General features: G+C 67.6%; 27 protein-coding genes. 20 read left to right on the top strand and 7 right to left on the bottom strand.

Annotated features, from left to right (window positions below):
• Positions 1–108 precede the first annotated feature (108 nt).
• Positions 109–1,755, top strand: coding sequence for a hypothetical protein (locus tag ACW175_RS14195; protein WP_492100692.1), 1,647 nt, complete (start codon positions 109–111; stop codon positions 1,753–1,755).
• Here the strand turns inward: ACW175_RS14195 and ACW175_RS14190 are convergent.
• Entirely contained in the window at positions 1,752–2,813 is a 1,062-nt protein-coding gene (locus ACW175_RS14190; protein WP_492100691.1) for a D-alanine--D-alanine ligase family protein, read from the bottom strand. The genes ACW175_RS14195 and ACW175_RS14190 overlap by 4 nt on opposite strands.
• A gap of 368 nt (positions 2,814–3,181) precedes the next feature.
• The gene (locus ACW175_RS14185; RefSeq protein ID WP_492100690.1) at positions 3,182–3,520 is read right to left on the bottom strand and encodes a hypothetical protein; all 339 of its coding nucleotides are present in this window, start codon (positions 3,518–3,520) and stop codon (positions 3,182–3,184) included.
• Between the two features lie 286 nt (positions 3,521–3,806).
• On the opposite strand from ACW175_RS14185, the gene trbB reads away from it, so the two are divergent.
• The 11 genes from trbB to ACW175_RS14130 all read left to right on the top strand — a co-directional run bounded on the left by trbB (position 3,807) and on the right by ACW175_RS14130 (position 12,920).
• Entirely contained in the window at positions 3,807–4,712 is a 906-nt protein-coding gene (gene trbB / locus ACW175_RS14180) for a P-type conjugative transfer ATPase TrbB (protein ID WP_492100689.1), read from the top strand.
• Between the two features lie 102 nt (positions 4,713–4,814).
• A complete protein-coding gene (locus tag ACW175_RS14175) occupies positions 4,815–5,093 on the top strand; it encodes a TrbC/VirB2 family type IV secretion system protein (RefSeq protein WP_492104970.1) in 279 nt (92 codons plus the stop codon).
• The gene (locus ACW175_RS14170; RefSeq protein WP_492100688.1) at positions 5,093–5,359 is read left to right on the top strand and encodes a VirB3 family type IV secretion system protein; all 267 of its coding nucleotides are present in this window, start codon (positions 5,093–5,095) and stop codon (positions 5,357–5,359) included. The genes ACW175_RS14175 and ACW175_RS14170 overlap by 1 nt, the downstream gene beginning before the upstream one ends.
• Positions 5,360–5,362: 3 nt before the next feature.
• Positions 5,363–7,828, top strand: a complete 2,466-nt coding sequence (gene trbE, locus ACW175_RS14165) for a conjugal transfer protein TrbE (RefSeq protein WP_492100687.1) — start codon at positions 5,363–5,365, stop codon at positions 7,826–7,828.
• Positions 7,825–8,544, top strand: a complete 720-nt coding sequence (gene trbJ, locus ACW175_RS14160) for a P-type conjugative transfer protein TrbJ (protein WP_492100686.1) — start codon at positions 7,825–7,827, stop codon at positions 8,542–8,544. The genes trbE and trbJ overlap by 4 nt, the downstream gene beginning before the upstream one ends.
• Entirely contained in the window at positions 8,541–8,771 is a 231-nt protein-coding gene (gene trbK-alt / locus ACW175_RS14155; protein WP_492100685.1) for a putative entry exclusion protein TrbK-alt, read from the top strand. The genes trbJ and trbK-alt overlap by 4 nt, the downstream gene beginning before the upstream one ends.
• A complete protein-coding gene (trbL, locus tag ACW175_RS14150; RefSeq protein WP_492100684.1) occupies positions 8,768–10,030 on the top strand; it encodes a P-type conjugative transfer protein TrbL in 1,263 nt (420 codons plus the stop codon). The genes trbK-alt and trbL overlap by 4 nt, the downstream gene beginning before the upstream one ends.
• Position 10,031: 1 nt before the next feature.
• The gene (gene trbF, locus ACW175_RS14145; RefSeq protein WP_492100683.1) at positions 10,032–10,718 is read left to right on the top strand and encodes a conjugal transfer protein TrbF; all 687 of its coding nucleotides are present in this window, start codon (positions 10,032–10,034) and stop codon (positions 10,716–10,718) included.
• The gene (gene trbG, locus ACW175_RS14140) at positions 10,715–11,503 is read left to right on the top strand and encodes a P-type conjugative transfer protein TrbG (RefSeq protein WP_492100682.1); all 789 of its coding nucleotides are present in this window, start codon (positions 10,715–10,717) and stop codon (positions 11,501–11,503) included. The genes trbF and trbG overlap by 4 nt, the downstream gene beginning before the upstream one ends.
• The gene (locus ACW175_RS14135) at positions 11,500–12,699 is read left to right on the top strand and encodes a TraB/TrbI/VirB10 family type IV secretion system protein (protein ID WP_492100681.1); all 1,200 of its coding nucleotides are present in this window, start codon (positions 11,500–11,502) and stop codon (positions 12,697–12,699) included. Before trbG ends, ACW175_RS14135 begins: the two co-directional genes overlap by 4 nt.
• Positions 12,696–12,920 carry a DUF2274 domain-containing protein gene (locus ACW175_RS14130; RefSeq protein WP_492100680.1) on the top strand — a complete coding sequence of 75 codons (225 nt, stop codon included), beginning with the start codon at positions 12,696–12,698 and terminating at the stop codon, positions 12,918–12,920. The genes ACW175_RS14135 and ACW175_RS14130 overlap by 4 nt, the downstream gene beginning before the upstream one ends.
• Positions 12,921–13,039: 119 nt before the next feature.
• Here the strand turns inward: ACW175_RS14130 and ACW175_RS14125 are convergent, their stop codons facing one another.
• Together ACW175_RS14125 and ACW175_RS14120 are read right to left on the bottom strand one after the other, a co-directional pair.
• On the bottom strand, positions 13,040–14,089 hold the full coding sequence (locus tag ACW175_RS14125) for a nucleotidyl transferase AbiEii/AbiGii toxin family protein (RefSeq protein WP_492100679.1): 1,050 nt from the start codon (positions 14,087–14,089) through the stop codon (positions 13,040–13,042).
• A complete protein-coding gene (locus ACW175_RS14120; RefSeq protein WP_492100678.1) occupies positions 14,086–14,760 on the bottom strand; it encodes a DUF6088 family protein in 675 nt (224 codons plus the stop codon). Before ACW175_RS14120 ends, ACW175_RS14125 begins: the two co-directional genes overlap by 4 nt.
• Positions 14,761–15,335: 575 nt before the next feature.
• On the opposite strand from ACW175_RS14120, the gene ACW175_RS14115 reads away from it, so the two are divergent.
• The 4 genes from ACW175_RS14115 (at position 15,336) to ACW175_RS14100 (ending at position 17,310) form a co-directional block, all read left to right on the top strand.
• Positions 15,336–15,815: a response regulator gene (locus ACW175_RS14115; RefSeq protein WP_492100677.1), complete on the top strand. Its 480-nt coding sequence runs from the start codon at positions 15,336–15,338 to the stop codon at positions 15,813–15,815.
• The gene (locus tag ACW175_RS14110; RefSeq protein WP_492100676.1) at positions 15,812–15,991 is read left to right on the top strand and encodes a hypothetical protein; all 180 of its coding nucleotides are present in this window, start codon (positions 15,812–15,814) and stop codon (positions 15,989–15,991) included. The genes ACW175_RS14115 and ACW175_RS14110 overlap by 4 nt, the downstream gene beginning before the upstream one ends.
• A 114-nt stretch (positions 15,992–16,105) precedes the next feature.
• Positions 16,106–16,240 (top strand): hypothetical protein, encoded by a 135-nt coding sequence (locus ACW175_RS14105; protein ID WP_492100675.1) that lies wholly within the window; start codon positions 16,106–16,108, stop codon positions 16,238–16,240.
• Positions 16,241–16,779: 539 nt separating this feature from the next.
• On the top strand, positions 16,780–17,310 hold the full coding sequence (locus ACW175_RS14100) for an antirestriction protein ArdA (RefSeq protein WP_492100674.1): 531 nt from the start codon (positions 16,780–16,782) through the stop codon (positions 17,308–17,310).
• Between the two features lie 98 nt (positions 17,311–17,408).
• Here the strand turns inward: ACW175_RS14100 and ACW175_RS14095 are convergent, their stop codons facing one another.
• The 3 genes from ACW175_RS14095 to ACW175_RS14085 all read right to left on the bottom strand — a co-directional run bounded on the left by ACW175_RS14095 (position 17,409) and on the right by ACW175_RS14085 (position 20,123).
• The gene (locus ACW175_RS14095) at positions 17,409–17,534 is read right to left on the bottom strand and encodes a hypothetical protein (protein ID WP_492100673.1); all 126 of its coding nucleotides are present in this window, start codon (positions 17,532–17,534) and stop codon (positions 17,409–17,411) included.
• A 107-nt stretch (positions 17,535–17,641) separates the two neighbouring features.
• Positions 17,642–17,977 (bottom strand): hypothetical protein, encoded by a 336-nt coding sequence (locus ACW175_RS14090; RefSeq protein ID WP_492100672.1) that lies wholly within the window; start codon positions 17,975–17,977, stop codon positions 17,642–17,644.
• A 169-nt stretch (positions 17,978–18,146) separates the two neighbouring features.
• A complete protein-coding gene (locus ACW175_RS14085) occupies positions 18,147–20,123 on the bottom strand; it encodes a TonB-dependent siderophore receptor (protein WP_492100671.1) in 1,977 nt (658 codons plus the stop codon).
• Positions 20,124–20,373: 250 nt separating this feature from the next.
• Between ACW175_RS14085 and ACW175_RS14080 the strand changes: the two genes are divergently transcribed.
• The 4 genes from ACW175_RS14080 to ACW175_RS14065 all read left to right on the top strand — a co-directional run bounded on the left by ACW175_RS14080 (position 20,374) and on the right by ACW175_RS14065 (position 26,078).
• Entirely contained in the window at positions 20,374–21,102 is a 729-nt protein-coding gene (locus ACW175_RS14080; RefSeq protein ID WP_492104969.1) for an ABC transporter ATP-binding protein, read from the top strand.
• A complete protein-coding gene (locus ACW175_RS14075; protein ID WP_492100670.1) occupies positions 21,099–22,532 on the top strand; it encodes an ABC transporter permease in 1,434 nt (477 codons plus the stop codon). The genes ACW175_RS14080 and ACW175_RS14075 overlap by 4 nt, the downstream gene beginning before the upstream one ends.
• Entirely contained in the window at positions 22,529–23,887 is a 1,359-nt protein-coding gene (locus ACW175_RS14070; RefSeq protein WP_492100669.1) for a DUF3526 domain-containing protein, read from the top strand. The genes ACW175_RS14075 and ACW175_RS14070 overlap by 4 nt, the downstream gene beginning before the upstream one ends.
• A 190-nt stretch (positions 23,888–24,077) precedes the next feature.
• Entirely contained in the window at positions 24,078–26,078 is a 2,001-nt protein-coding gene (locus ACW175_RS14065; protein ID WP_492100668.1) for a TonB-dependent receptor, read from the top strand.
• The last annotated feature ends 3 nt before the right edge of the window (positions 26,079–26,081 follow it).

Here is a 26,081-nt window from a genome sequence, read left to right as displayed (position 1 = left end):
ACCGCACCACTGGCGGCGCTAATTTCGGTTCCGTCCCAAAAGCTTCACCTTTCAGCGAAAGGAGTGGTGCGATACAACCGGTAAGGGTTGGCTGGATAATTCTGGATTATGGATCAAGAGGGCGCACTCGGCGCATTGCGATCGTTTATTCGCAAAGCGCCTGACGCCGCGGGCGTCGATCTGCTGGCGCTTCCGGCTGTCGGCGCAAGACTGGAAGGCGAGATCGCCAGCTTCAACCGGCGGGGTTCTCTTGAGGTTATCGACACCGAGGCCCAGCTGGTCGCTCGCTGTTCCTCGCTGGAGCGAGATCTAAAGTACTCCGGGCTCCGACGCGGGGCATCCGACCTGCTCAATAACCTTTTCAATGTCGCCGTCGTGCCTGAAGGCGTCGATGTGAGCTTCAAACTTGGCGTGCTGCAGGGGTTCGGCGCGTCCGAAGCCAAGTTGGACCAAGTCTACCTCCTGCGGCGCGACTCGATGTTCGGCCACACCGTCAGCCGGTTTCTCAGCGCATTCAAACCGCTGCCCCCGGACATCCGCCCCAAGATCGTCTTCGATGCGCAAGGCGAGATTGGCGACGCGGTGGAGACCCTGTCTTGGGCGCGAGACGCCGCGCGCGTGTTCACGCCCGCAACAGATGGCGTCTCTGAACTTGTCCTGCCGAAACGTTCCGCCACTTCAGACCGGTTCGCCGATCTCTGCCTTGGCAGGGCCTACTCGTCCTGCGCCGAGCTTGCATTGGTGCGGCCCGAGCCAGGCGCGGCCGGCAGCCTGCAGCGCCGATATGTAGCGGCGCTTTATCAGCGGGTGCAGGCCAAGAAGGGATGCGATCGGCGCTTTGACGCGGAAGCCGATCTTCGCGAGCTGGAATCCTTCCTCCTGACAGTCCTTGAGGACAAGAGGCGTGGCGATGTGGCCTGGTTCGCAGAGGCCCTGGTGTTCACCTTGCTGGACCGGGCGTACGTCCTTGAGGAGTCTGCCTCGCCGGTCGAACATGCTTTGACCCTGGCACGCTATCTAGGTGACGAGCTTCTTGAGGCCTTCGCGCTTCGCTTTGCCAACTTTACCGCTGGGGTCAGCCCCTTTGCGCTCGAGCAACTCGGCGTCGCCGCAGCCCGTCTCCTGGCAGCCGGGCGACTGGGAGAATTCGTGTCGACCCGAGCGAACGCGGTGCTCACGGCCGCCCACGCTTCGTCGCCACGGTGGGACCTAGGCGAGACCGCGGCCCTGGCCGAGTTCGCCTTAGAATGGACGCCCTATGCCGATCGCCTGAGTTCAGTGCTGAACGTCGTTGGGATCTCGTTTCTGCTTTCAAACCGGTTGGAAGATGCGGCGGATTATTTTCGCCGCGCGTCGCGCGCCAACGGGGGGCGACTTCATCAGATCAGCGCGCAGGTGAATGAGGAAATCGCGCTCAGGCTGGCGGGCGAAACAGGGCGTGACGCTCATTTAGCCCGTATCTGCGCGGCGATAACCCAAGCGCGGATGTCGACCAAGCTGAGCTATCACCACACCTACCTATACGCCAACCTCGCGGCCCTGGCGGGCGCGGACCTTCGAGGCGAAATTCAGCAGCTGCTAAAGCAGCAGCGATTTATGGACTATATCGACGAGGATGTGGATCAGGCGGCGCTTTTTGGCTACCTGGCGTCAAACTTCTCGTGGGTCTCTCAAGGCGCGCGGTTCCGCGGCGCGCGCGGCGAGTTCGTCGATCGCCACGGGCTTCTTCCGCTCGCTCAATTCATGTGGAGCTAGTTGACGCCAAGCCGAGAAAATAGCCCTGCGGCGATGAGGTAAGCGGCGGCTTTGGCGTCGTCATCGGCGGGCGCATTGATGATCCCCGAGAGCTCCGGAGCGACCTTGTTGGCGTTGAGGTAGTCTTTGGCGAAGGCCATGACCGAAGTCCCGGGTGCGATCGTGGGCATAGGGTTGATTTCGAGGAATGTGCAGGCGGCCAGATCAACGGGTTCGCCAGCCATGGGCAGCCGATCAAGCCGAACATCGACGCGCGCCACGGCCGTGACATGAAACGCTTTAACCAGCTTGACCGTCATCGCGGCCAGTTCGGGCGTTACGGCGCAAAAGCGTTGTTCAACTTGGGTGCGCACCCCGGGATGGCGCTTTTCATAGGCGTCGTAGATCCACTCCTCCGGATCGGCGCGATCAGGGACATGGATCATGGCGCCAGCGCAAACGAGCGCCTGATGGACCATGGAATAGAGGATCACGATCGTGGCGTCGTATCCTGGGACAAAGGCCTCGGCCAGCGCGTCGGGGCGTGGGCTGTGGGCCCAGTAGTCCCGAAGCGAGAGCCGTCGCAGGCCCACACTGCTTCCAAAGGTCATCGGTTTTTCGATGATGTCCATTTCCGGATCAGTGATGGATCCGGCAGAAGCTGGAACCCGCCAGCCGTTCAGCGCCGCCAAGCTTTTGGCGGTGTCTTTGCGCTCTCCCATCAAAACCGTGATCGCGTCGCAAGGAAACACCGGCACGCGCCGCCATCTGCCCAGAGCGGGGACCAAGGCCCAGTTGTCTAGAAAGCGATTTCCCGCATTTAGATTAAGGATGTAATCAACGTTTTCCGCTTCCTGCTGATGCGAAAAGTGCGAGACGATCTGATCGACGTTAAAGAACGTCGGAACACCCTGCAGCGCCTCAACACCATACGAAAACAGCGCGATGACGTTAGTTTTCCAGCGATGATACCAAGTTTCTTCCAGGGAACCTTGAAAACGGTCGCTGTAGACGAGGGCAAATCGCTTGTCTCTCAATTGCGCGATGAAATCGCCGGGATGGAGCCCCTCGCTATCCATAATCCAGAATTATCGTGCCGTCGGTCCCGCGCGGACTAGCGGCGAAGAGCGTCGGGTCCGATGGCGCCGGCGGAGCATGGGCGACGACAACTGCGCGTGCCGCTAGGCTTGCGCTGGGCGGTCTCATCGCGCGCCGCGATGGCGACATCGTCTTGTTGCTTCGGGCGGTGGGCGAGGTGACGAGCAGCAAGACCGACCGAACGGCGGCGTCATGCTCAGACGATAAGGCTGTCCCGGACGGCCGGGAGGCCGATGTGGCGGGCGCCCGGGAGGAAGGGACCTGCGTGTTCTTGCGGTCGCTTGCCGACGGTGCAGTGTCGGCCTGGGGCCCCGCCGGGCTCGCGCGGTCTAGGCGTTCTGGATGATCGCTATTGAACGTTGCAGATCCGAAGCATGGCGGTGGATGCGGCGATGGCTTCATCCGGAGGAAGGCCGCGGCTGATCTTGGCGCGTTTGATCGCGGCTTTGCAGGCGGGGTTTGGCGAGCCCGTCGGATCGGAACGACGGTTGTCGATCCGCGCATGGCCGGCGGGCTCAGGCCAGAAGGCGACGAGGCGTTCAACGGACCCGGATGCCGGCATGGTTCCCAGGAAGACGACAACGCCGATCGCGACCACCAGGGCCAGTGCGCCCAGGGTCAAGGCGGCCAAACCTGCGGAAACTTGCGTAACAGCGGACGCAGGCGCGCGGCGTTGGAGGAGTGTCATGATCCGACCCTCTAGGTTGGACCCACGCTGCCCGCGCCAGCGGGCCGCGCCAAGCGCGTTTTGCGGTTAAGAGGCTTATCCGGCGCACGCGTGACATGGCCGCAACGGTGACCCGGGCCGCCGTCCGCCTGTCTTTGCACGCCAAGGTACGATCCGCCGATTTGGCTGTTGAGATCGGGCGAAAGCCGGTCTTCTTACTCATCCCCGTAAGCAACGGGGACCCGCCGTGGACCATTCCCAACCTCAAACCGCCGAACGCGATCTTGGACGTGAGCGCAGCCGTCAGATGCTGCGCACCGCCCTTGGCCCTTTGCTCGCGCGGCTGGAAGACCCTGGCGTGGCCGAGGTCATGCTCAACCCCGATGGGCGGCTCTGGATCGACCGCTTCGATGTTGGCCTAGTCGACGCCGAGCTGACGATGTCGCCGGCCGAGGCCGAGCGGATTCTGCGCCTGGTGGCCCACCATGTGGCTACTGAGATCTCCGCAGAACAGCCAAGGCTGTCGGCCGAACTTCCCGGCACGGGTGAACGCTTCGAGGGCTGGCTATCGCCGATCGTGGCCGCGCCGTCCTTCGCCATCCGCAAGCCCGCCAGCCTGGTGTTCAGCCTGGACGACTACGTCCGCGCTGGGGTCATGACGCAGCGGGAAGGCCAGGTGCTGGCCACCGCCGTACGCGAGCGCGCCAACATCCTGGTGGCCGGTCCAACCTCCAGCGGCAAGACCACCCTGGTCAATGCGCTGCTGGCCCAAGTCGTCCAGACCGGTGACCGGCTGATCCTCTGCGAGGATCTGCGCGAACTGCAGTGCGCGGCGGACAATGTCGTCGCCTTGCGCACGCGCGAAGGCGTGGTGAGCCTGACCGACCTGGTGCGCTCGGCCCTGCGCCTGCGGCCCGACCGCATCATCATCGGCGAGGTGCGGGGGGCAGAAGCCCTGGACCTGATCAAGGCCTGGGGGACCGGGCACCCCGGCGGCGTCGGCACGCTTCACGCCGGCTCGTCGCTGGGCGCGCTGTTGCGGCTGGAGCAATTGATCCAGGAAGCCGTGGTCACCGTGCCGCGCGCCCTGATCGCCGAAACCATCGATCTGATCGCGGTCCTCTCCGGGCGAGGGCGACAGCGCCGCCTGGCGGACCTCGCGCGCCTGGAGGGCCTGGGCCCCGACGGCGCCTACCAGCTCAGCCCCGCCTGAGATCCCGCCCCTAAACCCCGGAGTTTTCCAATGTTTTCCCGACATCGCGCGGCGGCCTCGCCGTGCGCCAACCCTGACCCGCGTCCGCTGCTCAGCGGCTTGATGCTGGCCTCGCTGCTCGTGGCCAGCAGCGCCCAGGCCGCCGGCTCCTCCATGCCCTGGGAAGAACCGCTGCAGCGCATCCTCGAGTCGATCGAGGGCCCCGTCGCCAAGATCATCGCGGTGATCATCATCATCGTCACCGGCCTGACCCTGGCCTTTGGCGAGACCTCCGGCGGCTCGCGCAAGCTGATCCAGATCGTCTTCGGTCTCAGCATCGCGTTTGCCGCGTCGAGCTTCTTCCTGTCGTTCTTCTCGTTCGGCGGCGGAGCGCTGCTCTGATGGCCGGCGATCGCGCGATGGGGTTCGCCGCGCCCGTCCATCGGGCCCTGCTTGAGCCGATGCTCCTGGCCGGCGCCCCGCGCGCGATCGCCTTGGTCAACGGCACCTTGGCTGCCGCACTCGGGGTGGGGCTACGACTGTGGGTCGTCTGTCTTGCCGTGTGGCTGGTCGGTCATGGGCTGGCCGTCTGGGCCGCCCGACGTGACTCGCAGATCTTCGACGTCGGTCGCCGGCATGTCCGGCTGCCCGCCCACCTGGAGGTCTGAGCCATGCTCGATCTCCGCGAATATCGCCGCTGGCCCGCGCACTTGGCCGACTACCTACCCTGGGCCGCCCTGGTCGCGCCGGGCGTGGTGCTGAACAAGGACGGGTCCTTCCAGCGCACCGCCGAGTTTCGGGGGCCGGACCTGGACTCGGCCACCGACGGGGAGGTCGCTGCGGTCGCCGCCCGCCTCAACGGCGCCTTGCGTCGCCTGGGCTCGGGGTGGGCGCTGTTTGTCGAGGCGCGGCGCGATCCAGCCCAGGCCTATCCGGTCAGCACCTTTCCCGATCCGGTCTCGGCCCTGGTCGAGGAGGAGCGCAAGGCGGCCTTCGTCCAGACCGGCGATCACTTCGAGAGCCGCTACTTCCTGACCCTGACCTATCTGCCGCCGGCCGATCGCCGCGGCCGCATCGAGGGCCTGTTCGTCGAAGGCCGAGCCGGGGCGGGGGGCGATTGGCGCGCCGAACTGGCTGGCTTCGTCGATCGCTCCGATCGGCTTCTAGCCTTGCTCGACGGCCTAATGCCCAAGGCCGACTGGCTGGCCGATGCGGCGACCTTGAGTTTCCTGCACGGCGCGGTCTCCACCATCCGCCAGGCGGTGGGTGTTCCCACGACGCCCATGCACCTGGACGCCCTGCTGGCGACGCAGGCCCTGACGGCTGGTCTCGAGCCTCGCCTGGGCCCTGCGCATCTGCGGGTCCTGACCGTGGTGGGCTTCCCAGCCGTGACCGTTCCCGGTCTGCTCGACGAGCTCAATCGCCTGGGCATGGCTTATCGCTGGACTACCCGGGCCATCTGCCTGGACAAGACCGACGCGGCCAGCCTGCTGGGCAAGATCCGGCGCCAGTGGTTCGCCAAGCGCAAGTCGGTGCTGGTCCTGTTGCGCGAGGCCCTGACCCAGGAGCCGTCGCCGCTCGTCGACAACGATGCGGCCAACAAGGCCGCCGACGCCGATCTGGCCCTGCAGGACCTTGGCGGCGACGCGGTAGCCTATGCCTATGTCACCGCCAGCCTGGTGGTCTGGGACGAGGACGCAGGACTGGCCGCCGCCAAACTGGCCCTGGCCGAGAAGGTCATCCAGGGCCGCGACTTCACCGTCATCCGCGAGAGCGTCAACGCCGTGGAGGCCTGGCTGGGCACCCTCCCAGGTCACGCCTACGCCAATGTCCGCCAGCCGCCGCTCTCGACCCTGAATCTGGCCCACATCGCCCCGATGTCGGCGGTTTGGGCCGGGCCGGCGCGCAACACCCATCTGGACGGTCCGCCGCTGCTGATCGCCAAGACCGCCGGCTCGACCCCGTTTCGGCTCAGCCTGCATGTCGGCGATGTCGGGCACACCCTGATCGTCGGGCCGACCGGGGCCGGCAAGAGCGTGCTGCTGGCCCTCTTGGCCCTGCAGTTTCGCCGCTATCCGCAGGCCCAGGTCTTCGCGTTCGACTTCGGCGCCTCAAGCCGGGCCGCCGTGCTGGGCATGGGCGGGGCGTTCCACGATCTCTCAGGCGACGGCGGGCCGGCCCTGACCCTGCAGCCCCTGGCGCGGATCGACGAGGCCGACGAGCGGGCCTGGGCGGCCGGATGGCTCGCCGCCGTGCTCGCACGTGAGGGCGTGGTCATCACGCCGGCCGTGCGCGACCACCTCTGGGCGGCGTTGGCGAGCCTGGCCAGCGCGCCGGTCGCCGAGCGCACCCTGACCGGCCTTGTGGCCCTGTTGTCGAACCCGGCGCTCAAGGCGGCGCTCGGGCCCTTCATCCTGGGCGGACCGTTCGGCCGGTTGCTTGACGGCGCGGGCGAAGCCTTTGGGAAAGCCAGCGTCCAAGTTTTCGAAACCGAGGGCCTGGCGCGCGGCGCGGCCGCCCCGGCGGTTCTGGCCTATCTCTTCCATCGCATCGGGCGGCGGCTGGATGGTCGGCCGACCCTTATCCTGATCGATGAGGGCTGGTTGGCGCTCGACGACCCGGCCTTCGGCGCCCAGCTGCGCGAGTGGCTCAAGACCCTGCGCAAGAAGAACGCCTCGGTGATCTTCGCCACCCAGTCGCTGGCCGACGTCGTCGAAAGTCCGATCGCCGCGTCGATCGTCGAGAGCTGCCCAACCCGGATCTTCCTGCCCAACCCGCGCGCCCTGGAGCCGCAAGGGGCGGCGGCCTATGCCCGGTTTGGGCTCAACGATCGCCAGATCGAAATCCTCGCCCGCGCCACGCCGACCCGCGACTACTACCTGCAATCGCGCGTCGGCGACCGCCTGTTCGACCTGGGGCTGGGACCCGTGGCCCTGGCCTTCTGCGCCGCCTCGTCCAAGGCCGACCAGGCCGCGATCGGCGAGGTCCTGGCCGCCCATGGCCCCGAAGGCTTCGCCGCCGCCTGGCTGCGTCGCCGAGGCTTGCCCTGGGCCGCCGACCTGCTGGTCGGCCCTTCGGCCGACGCCTCGCGCGCGCCTGATCCCCATCCAAACCCCTCATCGGAGAGACTGTCATGACCCTGACCCGACGCCGTCTGGCGGCGGCGCTTCTGGCCGGCCCGGCCCTGGCCGGTCTCGTGCTCGCGCCTCAGGCCGCTCAGGCCCAATGGACCGTCTTCGACCCCAGCAACTACGCCCAGAACGTCCTGACCGCCGCCCGCGCCCTGCAGACGATCAACAACCAGATCACCTCGCTGCAGAACCAGGCCCAGATGCTGATCGGTCAAGCCAAGACCCTGGCCAGCTTGCCTTACTCGTCCCTGGCCGCGCTCCAGGCGCAGGTTGACCGCACGCGGGAGCTGCTCGGACAGGCCCAGGCCCTGGCCTATGACGTTTCGCAGATCCAGCAGGCTTTCCGCGCCAACTATGGTGCGGTCGATCTCGGCGTCAGCGATGCGACTCTGACCGGACGGGCCGACGCCCGCTGGACCGCGGCCGTCGCCGGGTTCGAGGATGCGCTCAAGGTCCAGGCGGGCGTGGTCGGCGGCCTGGGCGCTAGTCGCGACCAGCTCACCAGTCTGGTGGGCGCCAGTCAAGGCGCGGTCGGCGGGCTGCAGGCGGCCCAGGCCGGCAATCAGTTGCTCGCCCTTCATGCCCAGCAATTGGCCGACCTGATCGCGCTGAGCGCCGCCCAAGGTCGCGCCCAGGCTTTAGAGGCGGCCGATCGCGCCGCAGCCCGCGCCGACGCCAAGGCCCGGTTCTCCAAGTTCATGGGGGACGCGTCCCAGCCATGACCCGGGCCCTCGTCTGGGGGACCGTAACGATCATCTTGCTTGGGGCCGCTGGCTTGGCGGTTACAGCGTCCCAAGCGCCAAACGCGTCGCCGCGGCCTTCCGCTGCCGCGCGCGATCCTGACCTGGCGCGCTGCCGCGATCTTGGCGAGGCGGCGCAGGCCGATGAGAGCTGCCGCGCCGCGTGGGCGACGGCCCGCGCGCGGTTTTTCGATGGCGGCCGGCCATGAGCGACACCGGCGTCATCGATCGCTTCTTCGACGTCTTCACCCGCTACATCGACAGCGGCTTTGGCCTGCTGGGCGGCGAGGTCGCCTTCCTGTCGACCACCCTGGTGGCTATCGACGTCACCTTGGCGGCGCTGTTTTGGGCCTGGGCGTCGGGCGAAGACGTCATCGCCCGGCTGGTCAAGAAGACCCTCTATGTCGGGTTCTTCGCCTTCCTGATCGGCAACTTCCACAGCCTGACGGGGATCGTCCTCAAGAGCTTCTCCGGCCTTGGCCTAAAAGCCAGCGGGGCAGGGGTATCGGCCGACGACTTCCTGCGGCCGGGCAAGCTGGCGGCGCTGGGCCTCTCGGCCTGCAAGCCGATCCTGCAGGCGGCCAGCGACCTGGGCGGCTTTCCCGGCTTCTTTGAGAACATCGTCCAGATCGTGATCCTGCTGATCGTGGCTTTGTTCGTCATCGTCGCCTTTTTCATCATGGCCGTGCAGGTCTTTGTGGTGCTGATCGAGTTCAAGCTCGTCAGCCTGGCGGGCTTTGTCCTGGTGCCCTTCGGGCTCTTCGGACGCACCGCGTTCCTGGCCGAGAAGGTGCTGGGCAACGTCATCGCCTCGGGCGTCAAGGTCATGGTCCTGGCGGTGATCGTCGGCATCGGCTCGTCGCTATTTTCGGAATTCACCAGCGCCGCCTCTGGCCAGCCGACCCTCGAAGAGGTCCTGGCCATGGCCCTGGCCGCCCTGACCTTGCTGGGCCTGTCGATCTTTGGCCCCGGCGTCGCCTCTGGGCTGGTTTCCGGCGCGCCGCAGTTGGGCGCCGGCGCGGCGGTCGGCACCGGCCTGATGGTCGGCGGCATGGCCATGGCCGGAGCGGCGGCCGCCCAGATTGCAGTCGGTGCGGGCTCAAGCCTGGCCGGCGGTGGAGCCAGCAGCGCCGCCAGCGGGGCGGCGGGCGGCCGGCTTCCGCCGGGCGGACCGGGCGGCGGACCCGAAGGATCACCGCCTTCTGGACCCTCATCGCCCGGCGGCGGGACTGGTGGCGGTGGCGCGGCCACGGCGGCGCCTACGCCCAAGCCGCGCGAGCAGGATAGTGGCGGCGGCGAGGGTGGCGGCAGCGGTGGCGGCGAAGGCGGCGCGTCGGCTCCGCCGGCCTGGGCCCGTGACCTCCAGCACAAGCAAGCCCTGGCCCATGGCGCGAGCATGGCCATCCACGCCGCCGGCAGCGGCGACGATCACAGCGGCGGCGCCGCACCCAGCCTGAAGGAGGACTGAGATGAACCCCTTGAAGGGATCGGCGCGCTATGGCGCGACGCCGCGGCCGGAGACGCCCTACCAGCGGGCCGGCCAGGCCTGGGACGAGCGGATGGGCGCGGCCAGGGTCCAGGCGGCCAACTGGCGGCTGATGGCCTTGAGCTTGTTGGCGCTGTCGGGCGGGTTGTCGGCGGGCTTGGTTGGCCTCGCCTTGCGCGGCGGGGTCACGCCCTGGGTCGTCGAGGTCGATCGTCTGGGCGAGCCGCGGGTCGTCGCGCCGGCGGTGCAGGGCGCGCGGGCGACCGATCCGATGATCGCCTGGACCCTGGCGCGCTTCATCACCGACGTGCGGGCGGTCTCCACCGACCCGGTGGTCATGCGCCAGGCCTGGCTGCGGGCTTACGACTTCACCGACGCGGACGGCGCGGCGGCCCTGTCCGACTATGCCCGGCGCAACGATCCCTTCGCCCAGGTCGGCCGGGCCCAGGTGGTGGTCACCGTGTCCAGCGTCGTGCGCGCGACCCCGAGCAGCTTTCGGGTGGCCTGGACCGAGCAGCGCTATGCCGACGGCCAGCTGGCCGGGACCGAGCGCTGGACCGCCATCCTGACCCTGGTGGTCAAGCCGCCGCGCACGCCCGAGGGCCTGCGGGTCAACCCGCTGGGTGTCTTCGTCTCGGGCCTGTCTTGGTCCAAGGAGTTCGGCGCATGACCCGCCTGGTCGCAAGTCTGATGGTCGGCCTGGTTCTTCCGGGCGTGTCGCTGGGCCAGCCGTCCGGCCAGCTGGCGGTTCCCGGCGGCGCAAAGCGTTTCGTCTTTGCCGATGAAGCGGTGTTTCCGGTGATCACCATGCCTGGTCGGATCACCGATATCGTCCTGGAGGCGGGCGAGAGTTTGGTCGGGTCCGGCCCTGTGGCGGCCGGCGACACCGCGCGCTGGGTGATCGGCGACACCATCAGCGGCGCGGGCGAGCAGCGCCGCGTCCATGTGATGATCAAGCCGACCGCGGCGGGACTGGCCACCAACCTGATCATCAACACCGACCGGCGCACCTATCACCTGGAGCTGCGCGCCTCGTCCCGCACCTGGCTGTCCCAGGTGTCCTGGCGATACGAGGCGGCTTCCGCGCCGGTCCTGGTCGCGGCGCCGCCAGCGTCGATGTCGATCCCCGCCGTCGTGGACGCGCCGACCGGGCCGCTGAACTTGGCCTACCGCATCAGCGGCGACCATCCGCTCTGGCGGCCGGCGCGGGTGTTCGACGACGGACGGCGGGTCTTCATCGAATTTGCGCCGTCCATCGACCTCAGCGACCTGCCGCCGCTCTACCGCGTCGGGTCCGACGGCAAGACGGCCGAGCTGATCAATTACCACGTGGAGGCGCGCCGGCTGGTCGTCGACCGCCTGTTCGATCGGAGTGAGCTGCGGCTCGGCGGCAAGCGCCAGGCCCAGGCCGTTCGCCTGACCCGTCTGACCCCGCTGACGGAGGCTTCCCGATGAGCCAGGATCCCCAAGAGGCCGAAAAAGCCATCGCCAAGACCTTGCGACTGCGCGGCACGCCCGCGCCGGTGGCCCAGGTCTCGCGTCGCGCCCTGCTCATAGTCGGCGCGGTGCTGATCGCCGGCGTGGCCGGGGCGGTGAGCTGGTCGCTGATGGACAAGCGCAAGCCGGCGGCGGTCGAGGCGACCTACACGCCATCGCCGCCGCCCGAACGCGTCACCGCCTTGCCGCGCGGCTATGTCGGTCCGGCCAGCGTGCCGGCTCTCGGCCCGCCATTGCCAGGTGACCTTGGTCGGCCGATCTTGAGCGCGGCGCGGGCGCGTCAGGCTGGCGAGCTGACGGCCTTACCGGTCGGCGAGCTTGAACGCCCCGCTATGGCTCCGGCCGTTTCTGTGGCGGTCGATCCCCAGGTTGAGGCCGCGCGGGAGGCCCGGCGCGCCGCGATCCAGAGCGGTCTTTTCGTAGCGGCCTCGGCCCGGCGTGACACGACGCCTGGGCAGGGGCAGGGGAGTGGTTCAGGAGCGCTGGATCCTTCCACGGCGGACGAGGGCGGGCAGGCGGGCGATCCTCGGACCACCAGCGCCGAGCGGCTGCAAGCGCCGATCTCGCCCTATATCCTTCAGGCTGGCGCGATCATTCCCGCCGCCCTGGTCACCGGCTTGCGCTCGGACGCCCCGGGCGTCGCCATCGCCCAGGTCACCCAGGACGTGTTCGACAGTCTGGGCGGCGGCGTGCTGCTGATCCCGGCGGGGTCACGCTTGGTCGGTGACTATGACGCCCAGGTCCAGAGCGGCCAGAGCCGGCTAAGGGTCGTCTGGACGCGGCTGATCCTGCCCTCGGGGCGGTCGATCGTGCTGGACAAGCTACCCGGCGCCGACGCGCAAGGCATGGCGGGTCTGCAGGATGGCGTGGATCGCCATGGCGGCCGCGTCCTGGCCGCCGCCGGGCTCAGCACCCTGCTGGCCATCGGCGCCGAGGCCGGGTCATCGAGCGAGGAGTCCGACTTGGCCCGCGCCGTGCGCCGGGCCGGCGCCGACACCGCCAGCACCGTTGGCCAGCAGATGGTCGGCAAAAGCCTGGATCTGGCCCCGACCCTGACCATCCGGCCCGGCGCGCCGTTGCGGGTGCTGCTGACCCGCGACCTGGTGCTCGAGCCCTATGACGACAACCGCCCCTTTGAGAAGGAGACGCGATGAGCAAGTTGAAGCTGGGCGCGCTGGAAGATGAGACCCCCGTCAAGCTGACCCTGGATCTGCCGGCCGCCATCCATCGTGATCTGGTCGCCTACGCCCAGGCCCATGCCGCCGAGAACGGGGGCAAGGCGGCCGAGCCGGCGCGGCTGGTCGCCCCGATGTTGGCGCGGTTCATGGCCACCGACCGGGCGTTCGTGCGCGGGCGGCGGGGGCGGGGCGACTAGGCAATCTCGCCAGCCGCGTCGGGCTGAACCAAGCACGGCGTCAAAGCGAGGGACCAAGACGCGCCAGCGGCGCCGATCGGTCGTTGGGCGGCGATCTTCAAGCCTCGCTCTGTGGCGATCTAATCCTGGCCGTTGAGCCGGCGTTCGAGGGCGAAGACGCTTTCCAGGACGGTTTCGAAGCTTGGAGCTTCGCCGAAGATCATCGGCCGCATCAGCGCGTAGTCGCGGCGCAGGTCGTCGTACATCGGCCCCTCCGGCGACAGGGCGAAGGTCGGCGGCCTGGCGCTGGCCAGGTCGAAATCGGGCCGGTCGAAGAACATCCGCGCATGGGCCACGCAGTCGGCGCCGAGGGCCGTGTCCGCCATGGCCGCCTGGCCCACCGCGCCCTGCATCAGCATGTGCAGGTCGTAGAAATGGCGCGAGATCCGCTGGCCGCCGCCGCGCAAGGCCGCCCTGCGATCGTACCAGCGCCGCAGGCCATGGAGGATGACCACCTTGTCCCAGAAGGTCCGCTCGGCGTCGACCGTGACCACATTGGCCACGGAGAGATCCAGGCCCGGCGCGTCGTCATCGACATAGGGGCGGATGGTCCTGGTCGTGTGCGGATCCAGCGCCGACTTGGCCCCGGATTCGATCTTCACCGTGCTGCGGACATAGTCGTCCGCCGGCGTCGCCGACGGGTAGCTCAGCAGCAGGGTCTGGGCGTCGTCCGGGGCGGTTTCCAGTCGGAAGCGCTCGGCCGCCAGGCCCGTCCGCGCGGCGGTCTGGGCGATGGCCGCCTGCAGCGCCTCGCGCAGATCGCCCTGGATATAGGCCGCGCCGGCCGCCTCGATCGCCTCCAGGGCGGCTTTGCGTTTCTTGCCGCTCATCGCCCGCAGGTCCGCCACCGAGGTCGGCTCGCCAATATCGTCGCGGAACACCGTCACGTCGATGTCCTCGGAGAAGCGCTTGATCAGGCCAAAGCCCTTGGACAGCGAGGTGCCGCCCTTGAAAAGCAGCCGAGGCGCGCTGTCGGGCCGGCCGTTGAACAAGGCGTCCAGCACCCAGCACACCCAGAAATCCTTCTCGGTGTTTTGCGGCGTCGACCCCAGCCTTTGGGCCGTGGCGGTAAACAGGCCCGCGCGCTCTTCGTTCTCGGCGGCGATGATCTGGTCGAAGGCGGGGTTCATGCGCTCGCCGGCCCGGCCGGCTGGGCGGCCAGGTCCCGCGCGAGATAGGGACGCAGGAGGTCCTGCATCCAGGCGGGCAGGGCGGTGAAGCCCGACGCCAGGTCGGCCCGCAGCGCCGGGCCTTGCGCCGGATCGGCGAGCAAGGCGCGCACGCGCTGGTCGTAGCGGTCGACTCCGTCGTCGTCCTGACCCAGGGTGTCGCGAACCCAGTGCAGGGCCTGGACCAGCCGCATGGCCGGGCGGCCGGCCCAATGGAGCTTGCTGGCGGCCGTCGGCCGGAAGGTGATGTCCATGGCCCCCAGGCGGATCGGCCGCAGCCGCGCGTCGGCATGGACCACGATCTTGGCCGGTACGGCGTTGGTGAACCCCAGGTCGTTGGCCGCGGTCATGCCGTCGACCAAGACCCGGATCTGGTCGCGACGCGCGACCGCGTCGATCACCGCTCGGGGATCGGGCGGGCTTTGCGCCTGGGTCAGGCTGTTGTGCTTGGGCTGATCGTAGAGGCCGCGGTCGATGCGGCGCAGGAGGCCGCGCGCCACCTTGCGCTGCAGGGCCTTGTCGACCGCGTCGCGGCCGCCCAGGTCCAGGAAGTCCGAAGGCGTCCAGACGCGTCGGCTGGCCCCCTGGGAGATCCGGGCGTCGAGCGTGGCGGTGAGGTTCGCGGTCGTCATGTCCGAAGTGTGTAGTCGTTTTTCTGACGTTGCGCAAAGTGATTGTCCGGAATTTGTCTACATTTTTCGGACATGCCCTCGATGTTGAGCTTGTGAGCGCCCCTAAGATTGAGGCTCTCGCGACGTGCAAGAATACTCAGCGCCAGCTTTTCGACGGGGCGTCAAAGTCTAAAACTATTCCGAAAAGGCACTCGGCAGATCTGCTCTCAGCGTGAAAATCGAGGTTTGCTAGGCGCAAGGCCGTGCGATTTCTCAACCCGGCATGTGCTTGGCGTGGCGATCTAAAGGTTCCAGATACGCGCCTCGCCGTGAGGGCGTCGTTGACCGCGAGTTGTCCACGACAGACGGATGAATGGCAAAAGTTGGCCGCTGCGGGCCGGGCGAAAGCAAGCCCGCGCTGAGCGGCAGATGAGACTCCACGCGCACTCGCGCGTAGCTGCGGCGTCGTTGCGACGAAATATCCAAATAATTTTGTAATGATGTCGAGTGGTGAAGGTTATTGTGATTTAAAGTTGTGGAGAGTTGGAAACAATTTTCATCCCATGGGTTTGTTCGGTCCATGGGAATTTTAGAAAATGGCTCGCGAGTGCATTTTGTACGTTGAAGATGATCTGTTGTGTAGCTTGGAAAATTCGGAAGTTATTCGAGGGGGTGGATTCGACGTGGTCGAAGCCTGCTGCGCCACCGAGGCGGCGGCGGTGATCGATCGACACGATCCCCTCGCGGCCTTGGTGACGGACATCAACCTCGGCGACGGCGCGGACGGTTTCGAGGTCGCGCGTCATGCACGGTCGGCCTATCCGGGCCTTCCGGTCATCTATGTTTCAGCGGCGGCGGCGCGCGTTTCGTTGGAAGGTCTCAAAGGCGCCGACTTCATCGCCAAGCCTTTCCACGCCCAGCAAATCATCGACGCGCTCCATCGCATCGTTCAGGTGGAGAGCGTCTTGTCCATGCTGGACACGGCCACCCCGAACGGGGTTTGGGCCAGGGTGAACAAGGCGCAGCCGGACCCGCCCGCCGACCGAGCGCCAACGACGGCGGAGACCATGCCGTGATCGTTCACGTGACCTTCGCGGAAGGCGAGATCACGCTCGCCGACTGCCGGCTGCAGCTGGGATGCTACGGCGAGGTCAATACCCTGGTCCGGGCCGCGTGCGATCAGTTTCACGCCAAGAATCCGGACAGATCCCTTTTCGACGGCGTGACCGTCACCTTTCAGCGGGCCGTATGAGATGGCTCTGCGGAGGCTCTATCGCTCGGCTGCAACGGAACGCAGTCATTTCAGGCTCTAGTGGACCAGATGATCATGCGAACTTCCTTCGAGTGCCGCGCCATGGCGTGTGAGATGGAGCGCAAGGCCGAAAGCTGCCCCACCTGTGAGTTGGAGGCCGAATTCCTCGATCTCGCGAAAACCTGGCGGGGCATCGCGACGATGGCGGAGTGGCAGGACGCAGCCGAGCGGCATATCCGGCCGCGCTGACAAAATCTACCGACGACCCCGCCCAGATGGCGGGCCAATGCGCCCGCGACTGGGACGTCGGACGGTCCTGCGAGTAGCGCCTGATCACCCTTTCGCCGACGAGTCGCAGCGCCATTGGCCTGGAGTCCGGAATGGCGTGCGTCAATATTCTCAAGGGAACCCACTATCGGGGTGTGCGCGTGGCCGTGACCCGCGCGATGGAAGACGCCATCTTCTCGCGCCACGAAGCTCGCGCCAGGGGCTATGATGATTTCGAGCCCTTCGAGCCGCGAGCGCCGCGGAACTGATTCCTCGCCCCTCGTCTCAAAGCCACCCTGCGGCGGCCTGCCTACAGAACCCTCTTTTGTGAAGGAAGCCGCCAATGCGGCCCCGGGCTTGGGGCTCCGCCCCCGGCGCGCTTCGGATCGTCTTCCGCCCAGCTTCGGCCGGCTTTGCCGGCCTGCCAGCTGGGTCCCCGCGAAGCCGCCCCTCCGCTTGCACCCCCGGTCTCGCCGACGGGCAAGGGTTCATGCTGAACCCCTGCTTTGAGGATGAGGAAAATGGGACAAGCTGTTGAAAAGCTGGAGCCTCGCATCTATGTCGCCTGCCTGGCGGCCTATAACAATGGTTGGCTGCATGGCGGCTGGATCGCGGTGGATGACGACGCCGACGACGTGCGGCGGACCATCGCCGCGATCCTGAACGCCTCGCCCGTGGCGGGGGCCGAGGAGTGGGCCATTCACGATCATGAGGGCTTTGGCGGGGTGGAGATCGCCGAATACGCCTGGATCGACAAGGTGGTGGCGATCGCCCGTTTCTTGCGGGAGCGCGGCTTGCTAGGCGCCTTGGTGCTGGAGCATTTCTGCGGCGATCTGGACGCGGCGGAGCGCGCCCTGGACGAGGATTATCACGGCCTCTTTGAGAGCCTCGCCGATTGCTATCAGGAGATGACCGAGGAGACCCTGACCATTCCGGAGACCCTGCGCCTCTATATCGATTGGGACGCCATGGCGCGGGACGCGCGGCTAAACGGCGAGGTCTTCACCGTGGAGACCGCCCACGATGAGGTTCATGTGTTCTGGTCGCGCTAGAGCATTTTCGAGCGAAGTGGCTTCCGGTTCGCGTGAAGAAAATGCGCCAAAACAAAAATTTAGAGTCCCGGCCCGATGCAATCGGGTCGGAAAACGCTCTAGGCGCCGGGCAGGGCGACGATCAGCGCCCAGGCTCCCGCGCCGACAATCAGCGCCATGGCCAGGAGGCTGGCCCAACCGGCGGGGGTCAGAAGGCGGGCGGTGGGGCGAAGGCGGGGGGGCATGGCGTGAACCTAGAGCAGGGCGGAGCGGCGCGCTAGCCGATCAGCGCCGGTTGGGCCAGGCGCTTGGCGGGCGGGGCTTCGAAATTGGACACCGTCACGCCGACCAATCAGATGCCTTTGGGCGAAGGCAGGGCCGAGCCGATCAGGTCGCGGCCCAGGCGGCGCAAGTGCTCGCGGTCCGACACCGGGCCAGGCGCGGAGCGGCTGCGTGTCGCCTGCTGGAAATCGGAGAAGGTCCGCAGCGACAGGCATTGGCCGATCGTCGCCGCGGCCCCCGCCAGGACCGCAAGGCTGCCGCCGATGGCCGCCACCGGGATCGAGGCGAAGATCCACGGCCCGGCATGGACCAGACCACTCGGCGCCAGCGACCAGTTGGAGACCCGGCCGGCGACGACGGCGATCAGCGCCAGGGTCTTGGGCGGCCGGTTGCCGTACCAGGCCATCCCAGAGTCCCGCCATGCCAATGCAGAGGCGCAGGACCACGATCAGCTACCGCTTCTGACTGTGTCGGGGCCAGGAGGGGCGTTGGCGCCTCTCCGCCGCAGACCGGCGCCTGTCTATAACCAGGCGCCGGTCATGATCGGGACGGCTCAGGTCGCCAGGCGCTTGTTTTCACATCGCCCATTTCGCCCGGATCGTGATCAACCTGGGCGCACCGGGCGTGATCCAGACGTTGCTGTAGGAGCTTTCCAGGTAATAGGCGTCCAGCAGGTTCTCGGCGTCGAGGTGCAATGACAGTCGTTGCGTCGCCTGGTAGCTGAGGTTCAGCCGTGCGGTGACATAGCCGGGCAGCTCGAAGCCGGAATTGACGTCGTCGCCCGGACGCTTGCCGACATAGACGAGGCCGCCGCCCACGCCGACGGCGCCCGGACCGGTTTGGGTCGAACGCCAATGGGCGTAGATCGCACCGGAATGGCGCGGAATGTTGCTCAGTGCGCTGCCGACGAATCCTGGCCGAGAGTCCTTGGTGATGTCCGTGTCGGTGAAGGCGTAGACGCCGGTCAGGGTCAATTGGTCATTGACCCGCAGGTTGGCGTCGGCCTCCACGCCCCGGCTGCGGGCTTGCCCCATCGCGATGAAGAAACCGCTGTTGGCCCCGTCGTTGACTAGGATGTTTGTCTTGTCGATCCGGAACGCTGACAGGGTTCCGGTCAGGCGGCCATCACGCAGGGCGTATTTGAACCCGCCCTCCAGCGCCTCGCCTTCCTCCGGCGCGAAGGCCAGGCCGGCCGCGTCGACGCCCTGATTGTAGCGGAACGACTGACCCCAGCTGACATAGGCTGACCATTGGTCGGACGCCGCCCAGGTCAGCGCCGCGCGGGGGGAAGTCCGGGCCGGGCTCTGCTTGCTGACGCCATTGTTGCGATAGTTGGTCGTGGTCTGCTGAATCCAGTCGTGGCGCAGGCCGAGCAGGGCGGTGAACCGACCGGCAATCACCAGATCCTGCGTATAGAGGCTTTGGCCGCGCAGTTCCTCCAGCAGATCCTGGTTCGGCGTGGCGACGGGTTTGGGCTGGCCGTAGACCGGATTGAAGATGTCGATGGCGTAGGGCGCCGCGGCGGTCGGGCTATAGCGCAGGAAAACGCGGCGCTGGTCGTAGGTGAAGGCGTCGCCGCCGACGCGAAGCTGGTGTTCGAGCCCCCTCCATTGACGGTCCACGCTCAGTTCGATGCGACCCGACAGGTCCTGCCAGTCATAGTCGTGGACGCGCAGTTGGCGGCGAAGCTGGTTTCCGACCAGCGCCGAATTGTGGGTGGACTGGCCCTTGAAGACACCGTCGCGGTATTGGACGCCGCCCTCCAGCGACAGGCCCTGGGCAAGTTCGAAGACGCCCGAGGCTTGGTGCTGCAGGCTCCGTTGGTGGATCTTGCCGTCATTGGCTTCGCCCAGGAACCGCTCGCGCGGGAGGGCCTTTCCGTCGCCGTTCACGGCCACCAAGCCGCGATCGTGGACGAAGTGAACGTCCATCGCCTCGAACTGGTAGAGCAGGTGCGCCCTGTCGGTGGGATCCCAGGCCACGGACGGGGCCAGCACCAACCGGTCGCTTCCGACATGGTCGCGGAATCCTTCTGTGGTCTGGTAGGCGCCGACCAGGCGGGCCGAGACCGTGTCGCTGACCGGACCGCCAACGTCGCCGACGGCGCGCCAGGTGTCGAAGCTGCCATAGCCTAACTCGGCCGAGGCGTGGGCGTGGCGCAGGGGCGCCTTGGTGACGATGTTGATCGAGCCGCCGGGCTCGCCCTTGCCCGACAGGGCCGAGGCGGGGCCCTTGAGCACCTGGAAGGTCTCGACCGTGGCGGTGTCGCGGCGCGGGTTGAAGCCGCGATTGGCCGTGAAACGGTTGACCAGGAGATCGGGCCCCTGGTTGATGTCGCCCGAGAAGCCCCGAATGGCATAGGCGTCCCACGCGCCGCCAAAGCTGTTTTGGCGCGCCGTGCCGCCGGCCAGATCGAACAGGTCCGACAGGTTGGCCAGGCCCGTCTGGTCGATCAGCTCACGATCCAGGACGCGGACGCTTTGCGGCAGGCGCAGGGGATCAACGTTCAGGCCGTTGATGCTGGCGTTGGCCCGGCGCGCGGTGACGGTCACATCCTCAACGCGCGTGTCCTCCACATCCGCCTCCGCCGCAGTGGCGGTCGTCGAGATTCCGAACGCCGCGCAACCAGCCAGCATCGCCACCCGAAAATCCCTCAAACCCATCTTGTCCCCCGAATTCCCGCAACCGCGGTCATCCGCGATTGACTCGCAACAGTGATGTTACGTTATAACGTCCTAGTCGAGTTGAGCTCGACTTTGCAAGCGCCCACGCGGCTTCGAACGAGGGAACGTGATCTTGACCATGACATCGACCGCGGCGTTGGAAGCCGTGGAGCTGGAGCAGCGCTATGGCGGCCAGTCCATTCTTCGGGGGCTGACTTTCTCAGTGCGGGCAGGGGAGATCTACGCCCTGCTTGGCGGCAATGGCGCGGGCAAGTCCACGACCCTGAACCTGTTCCTCGGCCTAGCCAGCCCCACCGCCGGTTCCGTGCGGGTCTGTGGCGTCGAGGTCGGGGCGGACCCGACGGCGGCGCGCTCGCGCATCGCCTATGTGCCCGAGAATGTCGCGCTCTATGAGCACCTGACCGCTCGGGAGAACATCGACTACCTGCTGACCCTGGCGCGGGCCGACACCAATCCGGCGGTGATCGCCGAAGCGCTCGACGCCGTCGGCTTGGTGCGCGACGCCTGGGACCGCCGGCTCTCGGGCTTCTCCAAGGGTATGCGCCAGAAGGTGGCCACCGCCCTGGCCATCGCCCGCCGCGTGCCGGTGCTGCTGCTGGACGAACCGACCTCGGGCCTGGATCCGAGGGCCACGGCCGATTTCAATCGGCTGCTCCAGACCGCGCGCGCCCGCGGCGTAGCGACCCTGATGGTGACCCATGACCTGCTGGGCGCGAGCGAGGTCGCCGACCGCATCGGTTTCCTGGCCGACGGCCGCCTGGAGGTCGAACTCGCCGCCGAAGGCCCGGAGCGCTTCGACGTGCGCGCTCTTCATCAGCGCTATGTCCAGGTTGGAGAGGCCGCGTGAGCGGGCGTCCAAACCTGATCGGCCGGGTGGCGCGTGAGGAATGGCGCGCCCTGGCGCGCAATCGCGTCGCCGTGGTGGCCGGCGTCATCCTGGCCGCCCTCCTGGTCAGCGCCGCCTTGCTGGGCGTGGAGCAACGCAACGCCATCGAGACGGCCCGCGAGCGCTATCAAGCCCGTTCCGACCAGCAGTTCGACGCCCAGCCCGCCCGGCATCCGCATCGCATGGTCCACTACGGCCAGTTCGTCTTTCGGCCGCTATCGGCCCTGGCGTTTTTCGACCGGGGCGTCGACAGCTTCACGGGCCACACCGTGTTCCTGGAAGGCCACCGTCAGAATAGCGCCAATTTCAGCGAGGCCCGGCAGTCGTCGCTGCTGCTGCGGTTTGGCGAATTGACGCCGGCCTTCGTGCTGCAGACCCTGGCGCCGTTGCTGGTGATCTTCCTGGCCTATGGCGCGGTGGCCGGCGAGCGGGAGCGCGGCACGCTGCGCCTGATGGCCGCCCAGGGCCTGGCGCCGAGTCAGATGCTGCTGGGCAAACTGGCGGCTCATGGTGTTGTGGTCGGCCTGATCCTGGCGCCAGCGGCCCTGGCGTTGCTGACGGCCGCCCTGGTCGGCTGGGCGCCGCCCGGGCCGGCGCTTTTGCTGTTGCTGATCTACGGGCTCTACCTGGCGATCTGGGCGGTGGGCGCGGTGCTGGTCTCGGCGCTGGCGCGCCGCTCGCGCGACGCCCTGGTCGTGCTGGTCTCGATCTGGATGGTCCTGGTGGTGCTGGTCCCGCGCACCCTGCCGGAGATCGCCGAGCGCCTCCAGACGCCGACCAAGATCGAAACCGACATCGCCATCCACGCCGATCTGGCCAAGATCGGCGACAGCCACAATCCCGACGATCCCTATTTCTCGGCCTTCAAGGCCAGGACGCTGGCCAGATATGGGGTCCGGCGGGTCGAGGATCTGCCGGTGCAATGGAGCGGCCTGGTCGGCATGGAGGGCGAGCGCCTGACCAGCCAGCTCTTTGACCGCTACGCCCGAGAGGCCTTCACGCGTGAGCAGGCCCAGAACAGCTTCGTGCGTGGTTTTGGCGTGGTCAGCCCGGTGATCGCCCTGCGGCAGGCCTCGATGAGCCTGGCGGGGACCGACATCGAGAGCCACCAGGATTTCCTCGATCAGGTGGAGCGTTATCGCTACGCCTTCGTCCAGGCGCTCAACCGCATGCAGGTCGAGCAGATCCCCAACCAGAACGCCGGGGACGATCCCCGTATCTCCGCCGACAACTGGAAACGCGTGCCCAGCTTTTCCTATGTCGCGCCGGATGTCCTGCGCCTGGCCGGCGGCCGCGTCGCCGCCAATCTCGCCATTCTGACCGCTTGGCTGGTCGTGCTGCTGGCGCTCGCCGCGCCCATCGCCCGCCGCCTTCGCAAGGACGCCCGATGACCCGCCTCCGATACGAACTGCGCCTGCTGCTTCGCTCGAAGGTCAGCGCCGCCGCCCTGGTGCTGCTGCTCGTGCTGTCGCTGGTGGCGGTGTGGGCCGGTCTTGCCGCCACCGCCCGCCAGAACGCGACCATCGATCGCGTCGCGGTCGCGCAAGGACGCGATCTGGCCGCCGTCGCCAAGCAGTATGGCAAGCCCGACGGCGAGGCGGGAAATGCGGCCTACTACACCTTTCATCTGACCTCGGATCGTCCGTCCAGCCTCGCCTTCGCGGCCATGGGGCAGCGCGACATCCAGCCCTATGTGCTGCGCGTGCGCGCCCTGGGTCTCCAGGCGCAGCTCTATGAAACCGAGACGATCAATCCCGAGCTTGCCCTGCCGGGGCCGTTCGATTTCGCCTTCGTGCTGATCTATCTCGCGCCGCTGGCGGTGATCGTGCTGATGCACGACCTGGTCTCGGGCGAGCGGGAGGCCGGCCGCCTGCGGCTGCTCAGCGCCTTGCCCGCCGCGCCCGGCGCCGTGTGGCTGCAGCGTTCGGCCTTGAGGCTGACCCTGGTGCTGCTGGCCCTGCTGGCGCCGTTCCTGATCGGCGCGATCATCGCCCGAGCGCCTGTCGGGGGCGTGGCGATCCTGTGTCTGGTCGCGGTGCTCTATGTCGCCTTCTGGACCGGCCTTGGCCTGCTGGTCGGCGCCTGGGGCCGCCGCTCGGCCTTCAACGCCGCGGCCCTGGTCGGCTGTTGGATCGTGCTTGTGCTGCTGGTGCCCGCCCTGGGCAATGCGGTGCTGTCGCGCGCCGTTCCGGTCGGGCGCGGCGTCGACCTGACCCTGGCCCAGCGCGAGGCTGTGCACCATGCCTGGGACGTCCCGCGAGCGGCGGTGATGGATCCGTTCGTCGCCAAGCATCCTGAGTGGAAGAGCACGCCGCCGGTCGGCGGTCGCTTCCACTGGAAATGGTACTACGCCATGCACGAGATGGGCGACGACAGCGTGGCCGGGCAGGTTGCCGCCTACCGCGCTAGCCTGGCCGCTCGCCAGGCCTGGACGGAACGGCTGGGGTGGTTGTCGCCGGCGGCCGGGACCCAGAGCCTTGTCCACCGTATCGCCGACAGCGACCTGCCGGCCCACCTGGCCTATCAGGACAGCGTCACGGTGTTCCACCGTCGCCTGCAGGACTTCTACTATCCTTATCTCTTCAACGAACGCGCCTTCCAGCGCGCGGACTTCGACCGCTTGCCCGCCTACGCGCCGCGCGAACCGTCCGGATCGACGCCGATCGTTCCGCTGCTGGCGCTCCTGGTTCTGACAGCGGCCGTCTGGGCAGGCGCCGCGCAGACCGCGCGTCGGACGAGAGGCTGAGTTGGGGAGCCCCGGTGTCGCAAATGGCTTGTGGCGTCCGCACGCGTCTGATCGGCGAGGCGGCGCGCTGGTCGGTTCCGTGATCCAAATACATCACCTGTCCGATCTTAGCGCCGCGCCAACAATCTCGCTTGGATGATGTTACGATATAACATACGAAGCTGTAGTTCGCTTTTTTTGGAGAGGCCACATGCGGCTGCGTTCGATGTTGTTGACGGCGTCCAGCGCCGGGGTGCTGTTGGCGTGGGGCGCTTGCGCCCAGGCCCAGGACCTGGGCCATTCGGTCTCGGAGGTGGTGATCACCGCCTCGCCGCTCAGCGGCGATCCGGACCGCTTCGCCACGATCGTCGAGCAGGTCAGCCGCGACCAGGTGCTGAGCAACGGCGGCGCCAGCATCGCCGATGCGCTGCGCAACGTCCCGGGCGTGGCGGGCACGGGCTTTGCCGCCGGCGCCAGCCGCCCGGTGATCCGCGGCATGGACGCCCAGCGCGTCAAGCTCGCTGAAAACGGCCTGTCCAGTTCGGACGTCTCGGACGTCGGCCCCGACCACGGCGTGCCGATCGACCCCCTGGCCGCCCAGGACATCGAGGTGGTGCGCGGCGCGGCCACCCTGCGCTATGGCAGCCAGGCGATCGGCGGCGTGGTCAACATCATCAACAACCGCATTCCGATGAAGCCGATCGACGGCATCGAAGGCGAGGCCACGACCGCCTATTCGTCCGCCGCCAAGACCGGCGAGGGCACGGTCAGCCTTGACGCCGGCCAGGGCCCCTTCGCTGTCCACCTGGACGGCTTCGGGCGCCGCGCGAGCAACTACGACATTCCCGACGGCGTGCAGCCCAACTCGTTCTTCCGGGGTAACGGCTATTCGGGCGGCGCCTCCTACTTCTTCGGCGATGGCGATGACAGCCGCGTCGGCGCAAGCGGCACCCACTACGAGGCCAAGTATGGCATCCCGTCGGACGACACCTTCATCCGCATGAAGCAGGACAAGGGCGCGTTCGGATCCTCGTTCAAGCTCGACCAAGGCCCCCTGCAGCGGATCAATATCGACGCTGGCTACGCCGACTACACTCACAGCGAGATCGACCCGGAAGGCAACGAGGTTCTCTCGACCTTCAACAACAAGGAATGGGACGGACGGGCTGAGGCGCTGTTTGGCGCGACCGGGCCCCTGTCGGCCTCGGCGCTCGGCGTCCAGGTCCAGGACCGCAAGTTCAGCGCCCTGGGCGAGGGCGCTGACTATCTCCTGCCCACGCACACCCAGAGCGTCGCCGGCTTTGCCTTCGTCGAGGCGCCGATCGGTGCGTTGCAGTTCCAGGGCGCGGCGCGCGTGGAGCATGTCCGCATCGACGGCACGCCGGCTTCAGGCATTGAGACGCGGGCGAAATACACCCCGTTCAGCGTGTCGGCGGGCTTCACCTATGAGGCCTCCGACGCCTTGCGACTGGGCCTGACCGCCGCCTCGGCGGCCCGGGCTCCGGCCCAGACCGAGCTCTTCGCCATCGGCCCGCACGACGGCCCGGCGACCTTCGAGACCGGCGACCCGGACCTGAAGATCGAGCGCGCCAACTCCCTGGAGGCGACGGCGCGCTACAAGATCGGCTCGGCTGGCCGCATCGAGGCCTCGGTGTGGGGCGCGCGGTTCGACAACTATATCTACGGCGCCTTGACCGGGCGGTTGTGCGATGAGGACGGCGTCTGCGCGGTCGGCGGCGACGGTGAACTGAAAGAGCTAAACTACGGCCAGCGGGACGCCAAGTTCTGGGGCGTGGAGGCCAAGGCCTTCTTCCCACTGGCCTCGGTGGGTGGCGGCAAGCTGTCGGGCCAGGTGCTGGGCGACTATGTCCGCGCCAAGTTCACCGGCGGCGGCGGCGACGTGCCGCGCATCCAGCCGGGCCGGTTCGGCGGTGGCCTGGACTGGGACAACGACATCATCGACGCCAGCTTCCTGGTGCTGGCGGTGTCGTCCCAAGACCATGTTGGCGTGGCCGACCCGGCGACTGACGGCTACACCTCCGTCGACGCGCAGGTCCGCTGGAAGCCGTTCAGCGCCAAGCCCGGGATCTCCCTGATGCTGGTCGGCCATAACCTCGCCGACGAGACGATCCGCAACGCCACCGCGCTCAACAAGGACGCTGTCGTCATGCCGGGTCGCGACATCCGTCTGGTGCTCAGCGCCAAGTTCTGACCG

It is taken from the genome of Caulobacter sp. FV1ye6ST (genome assembly GCF_058681225.1).
The sequence above is the reverse complement of the archived record's forward strand: the minus strand, read 5'-3'. Positions and strand labels throughout refer to the sequence as shown.